Genomic DNA, 11,974 nt, shown 5'->3' with positions numbered 1-11,974 from the left:
AAGTACGACCGCCTTGTAAACCACACTTAAAGGGTCTCGCTTTGGTCACATCGAGCGCCTTCAGGAGTTCGAAAACCGGACAAAGCCAGCACAGACAGACAGCCGCGAAACGGACTGTTAACACAACTTCCGGGGTTGACCGGCCGGTATTCGGACAACTTCGGCAGGCGGGCAGGAATTCGGACTGACTGATTCCGGTCGGCGGGGCGGGTTTGGATACGCCGGAGGCCCGGATGCACCGCAGAAGAACTGCGGGGCAACCGGGCCTCTCGGGACCTCGGCCTAACGCTTAGCGCTTGGCGCGGGAGGCGGTGCGGCCGCGCTCCTTCTGGTCCAGGACGACCTTGCGGATGCGCACGGCCTCCGGGGTGACCTCGACGCACTCGTCGTCGCGGCAGAACTCCAGCGACTGCTCCAGCGACAGCTTGCGCGGCGGAACGATCGCCTCGAAGGAGTCGGCGGAGGAGGAGCGCATGTTGGTGAGCTTCTTCTCCTTGGTGATGTTGACGTCCATGTCGTCGGCGCGGGAGTTCTCGCCGACGATCATGCCCTCGTACACCTCGGTGCCCGGGTCGGTGAAGAGCACGCCGCGCTCCTGGAGGTTCGTCATCGCGAAGGCGGTGACGGCACCGGCGCGGTCGGCGACCAGGGAGCCGTTGTTACGGGTCTTCAGCTCGCCGAACCACGGCTCGTGGCCCTCGTGGATGGAGTGGGCGATGCCGGTGCCGCGGGTGTTCGTCAGGAACTCCGTGCGGAAGCCGATGAGGCCGCGGGACGGGACGACGAACTCCATGCGGACCCAGCCGGAGCCGTGGTTGGACATGTTGTCCATGCGGCCCTTGCGGGTGCCCATGAGCTGCGTGACCGCGCCCATGTGCTCCTCGGGCACGTCGACCGTGAGGCGCTCGACCGGCTCGTGGACCTTGCCGTCGACCTCCTTGGTGACGACCTGCGGCTTGCCGATGGTCATCTCGAAGCCCTCGCGGCGCATCTGCTCGACCAGGATGGCCAGCGCCAGCTCACCGCGGCCCTGCACCTCCCAGGCGTCGGGGCGCTCGGTGTCCAGGACGCGCAGCGAGACGTTACCGACCAGCTCGCGGTCCAGGCGGTCCTTGACCTGGCGGGCGGTGACCTTGCGGTCCTTGACCGCGGACTTGGCGTCCGCGCCCTTGCCCGTGCCGCCGCGGCCGACCAGCGGCGAGGTGTTGGTGCCGATGGTCATGGAGATCGCGGGCTCGTCGACCGTGATCAGCGGGAGGGCGACCGGGTTCTCCGGGTCGGCCAGGGTCTCGCCGATCATGATGTCGGGGATGCCGGCGACGGCGCAGATGTCACCCGGGCCGGCCACCTCGGCGGGCTTGCGGGTGAGCGCCTCGGTCATCATCAGCTCGGTGATGCGGACGCTGGAGATCGAACCGTCGCGCTTGATCCACGCGACCGTCTGGCCCTTGCGCAGCTCGCCCTGCTCGACGCGGAGCAGCGCGATGCGGCCGAGGAAGTTGTCGGCGTCGAGGTTGGTGACGTGGGCCTGGAGCGGCGCGTCCTCCTCGTACGACGGGGCCGGGACGTGCTCCAGGATCGTGGAGAAGAACGGCTCCAGGTTGGTGCTGTCCGCGGGGACGGTGCCGTCCTCCGGCTTGGTCAGCGACGCGATGCCGTCACGGCCGCAGGCGTAGACGATCGGGAACTCGATCTGGTCCTCGTCCGCGTCCAGGTCGAGGAAGAGGTCGTAGGTCTCGTTGACGACCTCGTCGATGCGGGAGTCCGGGCGGTCCGTCTTGTTGATGCAGAGGATGACCGGCTTCCGCTGCTGGAGCGCCTTGCGGAGCACGAAGCGGGTCTGCGGCAGCGGGCCCTCGGAGGCGTCCACCAGCAGCACGACCGCGTCCACCATCGACAGGCCGCGCTCGACCTCGCCACCGAAGTCGGCGTGGCCGGGGGTGTCGATGATGTTGATGGTGATCGGCTCGCCGCCGTCCTTGGGGTGGTACTTCACCGCCGTGTTCTTGGCGAGGATCGTGATGCCCTTCTCACGCTCCAGGTCGTTCGAGTCCATGACGCGGTCGTCGACGGACTCGAGCTGGTGCGCGGCGAAGGCGCCGGCCTGCTTGAGCATGGCGTCGACGATGGTCGTCTTGCCGTGGTCGACGTGGGCGACGATGGCGACGTTACGAATGTCGTGGCGGGTGGGCATACTTGCGGCGCTTCTCCCGGAATCGTGGATGGCGGCGCGTACGGTCCGGCACGCGCGCCCGCCGGGCAGAATCACGCCGCGGCCACTTCCATGGTACGGGCCCGAGCCGACTTCGGCTCCCGCAGGCCCATGATGCGGCCCCTGACCTGCCCTTTCCCCGGTCCGGGGGGACCCTTCGGCGGCGCCGAACACCCTTCCGCGGACCCGGCACCGCCGGGCTGCGCCGCGGGGGCGGATCGCCGCCGCGGCGGAGAGAAGGAGCGGGCCCCGGGCACTGGCCGCCGGCCCGGCCCGGCCGAAAACCCTCCGCCGCAACGGCGAGAAACCCCCACCGGGCAACCCGGCGGTGCCGAACGACCCTCCGCGGGCTCGGCACCGCCGGAATCCGCCACAGTGGCGGATCACCGCCGCGGCGGAGAGGAGGTGCGGGCGCAGCCGGGAAAATCGAGCCCGCCGGGTCCGGCGGAATGATCCGGGACGGGGGCCCGTACGTACTCACCCCGCGGCCAGGCGGCCGCGGGTCGCGCCGCCGCCGAATCTCGCCGGCAGCAGGCCCGCCAGGATGATGCCGCCGAGGAGCGCGCCGCCGAGGGCGCGGGTGGGCGGCGGGGTGCCCGGGTCGTAGCGGGTGCCGTACGAGCCGACGTCGTACTCGGCGAGGGCGCGGGCCTGCCGGGCCAGGGAGTCCGCGTGGCCCGTCTCGGAGCGCACGGTGCGCAGGTCACGGGCGGTGCGGGCGAGATGCAGGTGCCGCTCGGCCTCGGCGAGCCGCGTGCGGGCCCGGCACCCGACGGCACCCCGGTGCGTGGTGACGAAGTCCCGCGCCGCGGCCACCTCCCCCCGCACCCGCCGCAGCGCCCGCTCCGTCCGCGCCCGGGCCCGGTCCTCGTGGCCGGCGCCCGGGCCGGCGTCCAGGGCGGCCGCCGTCTCCTCCACGTGCCGCAGGACGGCCCGCGGGTCGTACCGCCCGCTCTCGACCTCCCGGCGGGCGCAGGCGAGGGCCCGCGCCTGGGGGCTGCCGCGCGGGGCCCGCGCCTCCGCGTCCGCGAGGGCGGCCGGCAGCCGCGCGGTGGCGCCGGTGAGCTCGTGGGCGCGGCGCAGGGCGGCGAGGGTCAGGACCCGGGCCTGGGACAGGGCGGCCTCGCCCGCGCGCAGCGAGATCGCGGCGCCGTCGCCGTCCCCGGCCGCGAGCGCGCGGCGGGCCTCGCCGAGGGCGGCCGTGGCGAAGGAGAGCCGGTCGCGCGCCTCGGCGGGGTGCCGGGCCACGGCGGCGAGGGCGGTCGCGGTGCAGTGCCCCGCGAGAACGCCCAGCGCACCTTCCGCGGTGTCGACGCGCGGGGCGAGGTCCTCGGCCGCGGCCTCGGCCCGGGCGAGGAGCCCCGCCGCGTTGGCCCGCAGGCCGCGCAGCGCGTCGAAGGACTCGGACTCGGCGTCGAGGCGCCGGTTGGCGCTGGTGCAGTGGGAGCAGATCTCGTCCAGCGTGCGGCGGCGGATCTCCTCGTCCTCGTACGGCGCGTCGTCCAGCGCCTGGCGCAGCCGGAACGCGTCGGCGAGCTCCCCTTGGGCGTACGCGACGGCCTCGGCGAACGGCCGGGCGGCGTCGTCGCCCAACTGGGCCGCGGCGAAGTGGAGTTCTTCGGCGCTGGTCCGGACCGCGTCGTCGGTCTCGACGAGCGCCCGGCAGGCCTCCGCTTCGAGCTCGGGCAGCGGCGTCAGCGGCCGGGCCATGCGCGCGAGGCCGGCCGGGCCGGCCACGGCGGGCCCGCACTCCAGCGCCTGCGCGGCGCGCCGCCGGCGGGAGGCGCGCCGGGCGCACAGATAGAGCCCGAGGAGGCAGAGCGCGCCGCCCATGGCGACGGGCGCCCACACCCGGCGGTGCCCGGGGACGAGTCCCTCGCCGCCGGGGTCGGGGCTGCCCGGGGAGATCGCGGGCGGCCGCACGGGCTGCCCCTGGAGCACGGCGCTGTAGCCGTCGGCGGCGCCGATGGCCGCCCCGGCCCAGTCGTGCTGGGCGATGGCGGGCGCGATCGCGGTGGCGGCGACGGCCTTGAGCTGGTCGGCGCGGAAGCCGGACCGCTTGTCGGCGGAGACGGCGTACTGCCGGCCGTGGGTGGCGACGGCGAGCAGGACGTCGTGCTCGCCGAGGCCGTTGCGGTCGGCGGTGGCATCGGCCCAGGCGCGCCCGGAGCGGCCGGAGAAGTCCCGTACGTACGTGACGTACAGCTGCACGCGGTGGGTGGTGCGCAGGCGCTCGATCGCGGTGGTCACCTGCCCGCGGCGCTGCCCGAGCGCGCCGACGGTGTCGGTGATGCGCCCCCCGGCGTCCAGGTCGAGGGGGGTGTCCGCGCGCGAGGAGGGCGCGGGGAACAGCGTGAGCAGCGGCAGCAGCAGCGCGCACAGCGCGAAGGGGGCGCCGGCGATGGCCCAGCCCGGCGCCCCCGTCCCGTACCGCCTCGAAAGCCGCGTCACACTTGTGAGCGTATGGCGGCAATGCCCGTTCCGCTACTGGGAGCAAAGGGCTCGACACGGAGCGTGATCACGCTCCGTGGTGCGCCGGCTCACGCCCCGCGCCCCGCTCACGCCCGGCGGCGGATCCTGCTCCCGAGCCAGACCAGCGGATCGTATTTCCGGTCCACGGCCCGCTCCTTCAGCGGGATCAGCGCATTGTCGGTGATCTTGATGTGCTCGGGGCAGACCTCCGTGCAGCACTTGGTGATGTTGCAGTAGCCGAGCCCGTGCTCCTCCTGCGCGGCCCGCTTGCGGTCGATGCCCGCCTCGGCGGCCCCGTCCAGCGGGTGCATGTCCAGCTCGGCCACGCGCATGAGGAAGCGGGGCCCGGCGAAGACCGGCTTGTTCTCCTCGTGGTCCCGCACCACGTGGCACGTGTCCTGACACAGGAAGCACTCGATGCACTTGCGGAACTCCTGGGAGCGCCCCACGTCCTCCTGCTGCATCCGGTACTCCCCCGGCCCGACCCCGGCCGGCGGGACGAAGGAGGGGACCTCGCGCGCCTTGGCGTAGTTGAAGGACACGTCCGTCACCAGGTCCCGCACCACGGGGAACGCCCGCATCGGGGTGACCACGACGGGCTCGGCCGGGTCGAGCAGCGACATCCGCGTCATGCACATCAGCCGCGGCCGGCCGTTGATCTCCGCGCTGCACGAGCCGCACTTGCCCGCCTTGCAGTTCCAGCGCACGGCGAGATCGGCGGCCTCGGTGGCCTGGAGCCGGTGGATGATGTCGAGGACGACCTCGCCCTCGTTGACGGTCACGGTGTAGTCGACGAGGGAACCGCCGTCCGCATCGCCCCGCCACACCTTGAAGTGGGCCTCGTAGCTCAAGAGGTCAGCTCCTCGTCCGTCAGGTACTTCACCAGCTCCTCCTTGTCGAAGAGCGCGAGCAGGTCGTCACGGATCGGCGGCATCTCGCGCCGCTCCAGGCGCACCCGGCCCAGCAGCGGGTCCGCGCCCGGCTCCGTGCTGTCCCCGTTCAGCCGGCACACGAGGTTCACCCGCCGCCAGCGCCGGTCCATCGCCGGGTGGTCGTCGCGGGTGTGGCCGCCGCGGCTCTCGGTGCGCTCCAGCGCCGCCCGGGCCACGCACTCGCTGACCAGCAGCATGTTCCGCAGGTCGAGGGAGAGGTGCCAGCCGGGGTTGAACTGCCGGTGGCCCTCCACCCCGGCCCGCCGGGAGCGGGCCCGCAGCTCGGTCAGCCGGCGCAGCGCCTCCTCCATCTCCGGGCCCTTGCGGATGATGCCGACCAGGTCGTTCATGGCCTGCTGGAGCTCTTGGTGCAGGGCGTACGGGTTCTCGGCCGGTGCGTCGGCCGGGATCTCGCCGGGATCCCCGGCACGGCGCTCCCCCACGACCAGGGCGGCGTTGTCCTCCGCGTCCTCCACGCCGAACGGCCGCAGCGCCTCCGCCTCCGCCGCCTCCAGGTCCGCCTCGGAGACGACGGGCCGGCCCGCGCCGGGGAAGGAGGAGGCGTGCTCGGCCGCGTACAGCCCGGCCCGCCGGCCGAAGACGAGGAGGTCGGAGAGGGAGTTGCCGCCCAGCCGGTTCGAGCCGTGCATGCCGCCCGCGACCTCGCCCGCGGCGAACAGCCCGGGCACGCCCACCGCCGCGGCCGTGTCCGGGTCGACGTCGACGCCGCCCATCACGTAGTGGCAGGTGGGGCCGACCTCCATCGGCTCGGCCGTGATGTCGACGTCCGCCAGCTCCTTGAACTGGTGGTGCATCGAGGGCAGTTTGCGCTTGATGTCCTCGGCGGGCAGGCGGGTGGAGACGTCGAGGAAGACGCCGCCGTGCGGGGAGCCGCGGCCCGCCTTGACCTCGGAGTTGATGGCGCGCGCCACCTCGTCGCGCGGGAGCAGCTCGGGCGGGCGGCGGTTGTTGTCGGGGTCCTGGTACCAGCGGTCGCCCTCGGCCTCGGACTCGGCGTACTTCTCCTTGAAGACGTCCGGGACGTAGTCGAACATGAACCGCTTGCCGTCGCTGTTGCGCAGCACGCCGCCGTCGCCGCGCACGGACTCGGTGACGAGGATGCCCTTGACGGACGGCGGCCAGACCATGCCCGTCGGGTGGAACTGCACGAACTCCATGTTGATCAGCGACGCCCCGGCGAGCAGCGCGAGGGCGTGCCCGTCGCCGGTGTACTCCCAGGAGTTCGACGTGACCTTGAAGGACTTGCCGATCCCGCCGGTGGCGAGCACGACCGAGGGCGCCTCGATGGCGAAGAAGCGGCCGGACTCGCGCGCGTAGCCGAAGACGCCCGCGACGCGGTCGCCGTCCTTGAGGAGGCGGGTGACCGTGCACTCCTGGAAGACCTTGAGCCGGGACTCGTAGTCGCCGGTCTCGCGGTGGTCCTCCTGCTGGAGCGAGACGATCTTCTGCTGGAGCGTGCGGATCAGCTCCAGGCCGGTGCGGTCGCCGACGTGCGCCAGCCGCGGGTACTCGTGGCCGCCGAAGTTGCGCTGCGAGATCCGCCCGTCCCGGGTGCGGTCGAAGACGGCGCCCCAGGTCTCCAGCTCCCAGACGCGGTCGGGGGCCTCGCGGGCGTGCAGCTCGGCCATCCGCCAGTGGTTGAGGAACTTGCCGCCGCGCATGGTGTCGCGGAAGTGGACCTGCCAGTTGTCGCCCTCGTTGACGTTGCCCATGCTCGCGGCGATGCCGCCCTCCGCCATCACGGTGTGGGCCTTGCCGAAGAGCGACTTGCAGATCACCGCACAGCGCATGCCCCGCTCGCGGGCCTCGATGGCGGCACGCAGCCCGGCGCCGCCGGCGCCGACCACGACCACGTCCCAGGCTTCTCGGGCCGTACGCGACATCAGAAAGCACCTCTCCTTTTGAGCGTGAAGGCGTGGGGTGGAGCGGGCCGGACACCCGGCTGCCGGCTAGAAGAACCGCGGGTCGTCGAACACGCCGCTCGCCACCAGGTAGACGTAGAAGTCGGCCACCGCCACGCTGATCAGCGAGGCCCAGGCGAGCTGCATGTGGCGGGCGTTGAGCGCACTGACCCAGCCCCACAGGCGATAGCGCACGGGGTGCTTGGAGAAGGTGCGGATCCGGCCGCCGACGATGTGCCGGCACGAGTGGCAGGAGAGGGTGTACGCCCAGATCAGGGCGATGTTCGCGAGGAGCACGAGGGTGCCGAGGCCCATGTGGCCCCACTCGCCGCGGGCGTTGCGGAAGCCGAGCGCCGTGTCGTACGTGAGGATGCCGGCGACGATCACCGCGAAGTAGAAGAAGTAGCGGTGGACGTTCTGGAGGATCAGCGGGAAGCGCGTCTCACCGGTGTACTTCGCGTGCGGCTCGGCGACGGCGCAGGCCGGGGGCGAGGCCCAGAAGCCGCGGTAGTACGCCTTGCGGTAGTAGTAGCAGGTCAGCCGGAAGCCCAGCGGGAAGATCAGGATCAGCAGGGCGGGCGAGAGGCCCCACCACGCGCCGAAGACGTGCCAGTCGGCGCCGCCCTTCATCGGGACGCAGTTCTGCGCGATGCAGGGCGAGTAGAACGGGGAGACGTAGGGCGCCGCGTAGTAGTCGTCGTTGGCGAAGGCCCGCCAGGTGGAGTAGACGACGAAGGCGAACAGCCCGGCGGCGGTGACCGCGGGGGCGAGCCACCAGCGGTCGGCGCGCAGGTGGCGGGCGGGGATCGCGGCCCGGGAGGGGTGGTGGACCCCGCCCTGGGCGGGCACCCCGGCGGCGGTCGCGGATCGGGGGTCGGTACCAGTGGCCAAGAGGGACTCCGGGGAGGAGCGGAAGGGGCGGGTCGGTCTGCTGCTGCGCTGCGCTGCCCGGCTCCGTCAGGGCGCGTGCCGGTCCCGCGCGCCGAGGCCCTCGTCGTCCACGTCCTTCCACAGGGACGCGTCGTACGGGGTGTCGGGGACGGGCACGGTCTCGGGGCGGGGCTGCCCCGCGGGGTGGACGTCGCGCAGGAGGGTGACGCTCTCGCGCAGGTGGGCGGCGTCCGTCCGCACCCGGCGCAGTTCGAGGTCCTGGCTGCCCAGGTGCTTCTCCAGCCGTGCGAGCGCCCGGCCGAGATCGTCCAGGCAGCGCTGGACCGCGGTCACTTCGTCTTGCAGGGACATGTCTGGCTGACCCTCACTTCCGCAGTCGGCAGTTGCGGGTGGCGACGGTGATGCGACTGAGAGTGTCGCGCGTCACACCCCTCCGGGGGAAGATAGCGATCGCGCCTTCGCCGGAACGGGTGCGGCGCGCGCCGGGAGCCCGCAGAAACGTTCGTTCATGAGGGGCACGGCAATCGCCCCGCCCGCCGGAGGGCCGCGGAATCGTTCGTCCACGCGGGTGGCGTACACCCGGGCGGCGCGTGTCGGCGGGCAGCCGGACCGACTGTCGCATTCAGTGGTGAGCAGTAGATGCGATCAGCGGCGCATTACGCCGTACGAGTCCGGTGAGTCCGTCGGAGGTAGCACCATGGCCCCTCTCACTCCCCCGCGGCCCCCGCGGTCCCGGCCCCGGTCCCGTACGCGCCGCCGTGCCGCCCTGCTGGCCGCCGGGCTCCTGCTGCCGCTGCCCCTCCTCGGCGGCTGCGGCGACCAGCGCGACGGCACCGGCAGCGTCACCCCGCAGGACATCGGCGCCGCCCCGCGCGCCAGGGTCCGCGACGGCGGCACCCTCACCTGGGCCGTCGACGCCCTGCCCAGCACCCTCAACACCTTCCAGACGGACGCCGACCCCACCACGCAGCGGGTCGCCGGGGCCGTCCTGCCCGCCCTCTTCACCACCGACGGCCGCGGCCGCCCGCAGCGCAACCCCGACTACCTGCGCTCCGCCGAGCTCGTCCAGCGCGAGCCCCACCAGGTCGTCGTCTACAAGCTCAACCCCAAGGCCGTCTGGAGCGACGGCAAGGCCCTGACCGCCGCCGACTTCGAAGCCCAGTGGAAGGCCCTGCGCGGCAAGGACAGCGGCTACTGGGCCGCCCACAACACCGGCTACGACCGGATCGACCGCGTCGAGCGCGGCGCCGACGAACACGAGGTCAAGGTCACCTTCGCACGCAGCTGCGCCGACTGGCCCGCCCTCTTCACCCCGCTCTACCCCAGGGCCGTCACCGGCAGCGCGGACGACTTCAACGACGGCGCCCGCAAGGACCTCAAGCTCTCCGCGGGCCCCTTCCGCGTCGCCGCCCGCGACGACGACGAGGGCACGCTCACGCTCGCCCGCTCCCCCAAGTGGTGGGGCGAGCCCGCCAAGCTCGATCGCCTCGTCCTCCGGGCCCTCCCGCGCACCGAGCGGGCCGCGGCCCTGGCGGCCGGCAAGCTCGACCTCGCCGACGTGGGCGCGGCCGACGCCGGCCGCATCGCCGCCGCGGGCAAGCCCACGAAGCAGGACAAGGGCGACAAGCCGCCGGCCTCCGCGCCCGTCCGCCCGGCCGCGCTGCGGGGCATCGTCGTCCGCAAGTCCCTGGAGCCCGCGTACACCCAGCTCGCCCTCAACGGCGCGAGCGGCCCGCTCGCCGACGAACGCGTCCGGCGGGCCGTCGCGCGGGCCATCGACCGCCGCGCCATCGCCAAGTCCGTCCTCGGCCCGCTGGGCCTGCCCGTGGACCCGCTCGGCAGCCACCTCTTCCTCTCCGGCCAGGACGGCTACGAGGACCACAGCGACGCCCTCGGCGGCCCCGACCCCAAGGCCGCGCAGGCCCTCCTCGCCGACGCGGGCTGGAAGCGCGCGGAGGGCGACGGGCGGAAGACGGCGGCGGGGGCGGCGGACGGCCGGGCGGGTACGGGGCGGCCGCCGGGGCTGCGGCCGGGTCCGGAAGCGGGCCCGGGGCCGGTGCCGTCGGGGGGCTCGGCGGAGGGCGACGCACCAGGAGTCGCCGGCATCTCCGGCGTCACGGGTGTCTCAAGCATCTCCGCCGATGACGAGACCGAGTACGCCGCGGACGACAGCCTGGACGACGGCACGGGTCCCGACGGCAAGCCGGCCGCCGACGGGGGCCGCGCGGCGGCCGCCCCGGTCCGCATCAAGAACGGCAAGAAGCTCACCCTCCGCTTCGTGGTGCCGGTGAGCGCGGGCGCGGACTCCCTGCGGTCCGTGGCCGACCGCATCGCCCGCCGCCTGGACGCGGTCGGCATCGGCACCGAAGTGACCAAGGTCGGCGACGCCGGCTTCTTCAAGGACCACATCGCCGCCGGCAGCTACGACCTGGCCCTCTACTCCTGGCCCGCCACCCCGTACCCCTCCACCGACGCCCGCCCCGTCTACGCCAAGCCGCAGCCGGCGGCGGACGGCTCGCTGGTGGTGGAGCAGAACTACACGCGCGTCGGCACGGACCGCATCGACCAGCTCTTCGACCAGGCGTCCACGGAACTCGACACGGAAGCGTCCCGCGACCTGGCGGGCCGGGCGGACGCCCGCATCTGGTCCCTGGCCGGCTCGATCCCCCTGTACCAGCGCCCGCAGCTGGTGGCGGCGCGCAAGACGGTGGCCAACGCGGGAGCGTTCGGCCTGGGCACGCCGAGGTACCAGGACATCGGCTTCCGGAAGTGAGGGGCGGGGCGGCGCGGGCCCGCCCCCACGCGTGACGGCGGCCCGTCCTCTCCCCCGAAAGAGGACGGGCCGCCGGAGTGACCGGGGAGGCCGGGTCACACGGACCTCCCCGGGGTGCGGACTCCCCCGCGTCAGTTCACCCAGGCTTCGACCCGGGAGTTCTTGGAGCCCTTGAGAACGAGGTTGAACGCCTGACCCGGCTTGGCGGCCACGGTCGCGTAGTGCTTCTTGCCGTTGCAGTCGTGCGTCTTGGTGTACGACCCTCCGCCCGCGACCTTCACCTTCAGGCTCGCCCTGCCGCCGCCCCAGCAGGTGAAGACGCCGCGGGCCATGTTCGCCCCGCCGGGGACGGCGGAGAACCCGGAGTGCCACTGCTTGTTGTGCGTCTTGAGGTAGTCACCGGAGATGTCGGCGTTCCACAGGTTCCGCCAGTGCTCCTGGACCTGGGCCTGAGCCTGAGCCTGCGAGGTGTCCGTTCCTGCCGGGGCCGCGACGGCCGCCGGCGCCGCCATCGCGAGCCCGCCGCCCAGCATGACGGTCGCGGCGGTGACGGCGATGCTCCTGCGTACGTTCATGATGTGGGGTTCCCTCCCCTGGTGGTGGGGCGGCGACACGGGGTGGACCGCGTCGCCGCCGGCTTGCAGGACTGACTTTGATGCGCCACATCCGCAACGGCCAGAAAACCGCCGCAACTTGGGCCGACGTGGGACGTCCCATGCCCTGACCTGCGGAGACGGCGGTTCCCACGACGTCCCGGTGGGACGCCGGGGCC

Annotated in this window: 8 protein-coding genes; 1 reads left to right on the top strand and 7 read right to left on the bottom strand. The window is 73.2% G+C overall.

Annotation, left to right across the window (positions count from 1 at the left end):
• Window positions 1-289 precede the first annotated feature (289 nt).
• From typA to PS271_RS18935, 6 genes are all read right to left on the bottom strand, one after another.
• The gene (typA, locus tag PS271_RS18960; protein ID WP_398383209.1) at window positions 290-2,194 is read right to left on the bottom strand and encodes a translational GTPase TypA; all 1,905 of its coding nucleotides are present in this window, start codon (window positions 2,192-2,194) and stop codon (window positions 290-292) included.
• 495 nt (window positions 2,195-2,689) lie between these two features.
• The gene (locus PS271_RS18955) at window positions 2,690-4,663 is read right to left on the bottom strand and encodes a TPM domain-containing protein (protein ID WP_398383207.1); all 1,974 of its coding nucleotides are present in this window, start codon (window positions 4,661-4,663) and stop codon (window positions 2,690-2,692) included.
• 107 nt (window positions 4,664-4,770) lie between these two features.
• Window positions 4,771-5,535, bottom strand: coding sequence for a succinate dehydrogenase/fumarate reductase iron-sulfur subunit (locus tag PS271_RS18950; protein WP_120753537.1), 765 nt, complete (start codon window positions 5,533-5,535; stop codon window positions 4,771-4,773).
• A complete protein-coding gene (locus PS271_RS18945; RefSeq protein ID WP_398383206.1) occupies window positions 5,532-7,520 on the bottom strand; it encodes a fumarate reductase/succinate dehydrogenase flavoprotein subunit in 1,989 nt (662 codons plus the stop codon). The genes PS271_RS18950 and PS271_RS18945 overlap by 4 nt, the downstream gene beginning before the upstream one ends.
• A gap of 66 nt (window positions 7,521-7,586) precedes the next feature.
• On the bottom strand, window positions 7,587-8,429 hold the full coding sequence (gene sdhC, locus PS271_RS18940; protein WP_398383205.1) for a succinate dehydrogenase subunit SdhC: 843 nt from the start codon (window positions 8,427-8,429) through the stop codon (window positions 7,587-7,589).
• Window positions 8,430-8,495: 66 nt separating this feature from the next.
• On the bottom strand, window positions 8,496-8,780 hold the full coding sequence (locus PS271_RS18935) for an Rv0250c family protein (protein WP_356280676.1): 285 nt from the start codon (window positions 8,778-8,780) through the stop codon (window positions 8,496-8,498).
• Window positions 8,781-9,126: 346 nt separating this feature from the next.
• On the opposite strand from PS271_RS18935, the gene PS271_RS18930 reads away from it, so the two are divergent.
• Window positions 9,127-11,202, top strand: a complete 2,076-nt coding sequence (locus PS271_RS18930; RefSeq protein WP_398383202.1) for an ABC transporter family substrate-binding protein — start codon at window positions 9,127-9,129, stop codon at window positions 11,200-11,202.
• Window positions 11,203-11,333: 131 nt separating this feature from the next.
• Here PS271_RS18930 and PS271_RS18925 read toward each other — a convergent pair whose 3' ends face one another.
• Window positions 11,334-11,777: a hypothetical protein gene (locus PS271_RS18925; protein ID WP_398383200.1), complete on the bottom strand. Its 444-nt coding sequence runs from the start codon at window positions 11,775-11,777 to the stop codon at window positions 11,334-11,336.
• Between the last annotated feature and the right edge of the window lie 197 nt (window positions 11,778-11,974).

Source organism: Streptomyces sp. SCA2-17 (genome assembly GCF_044336695.1).
Note: the sequence above shows the minus strand (reverse complement) of the source record. Positions and strands in the feature narration are given on the sequence as shown.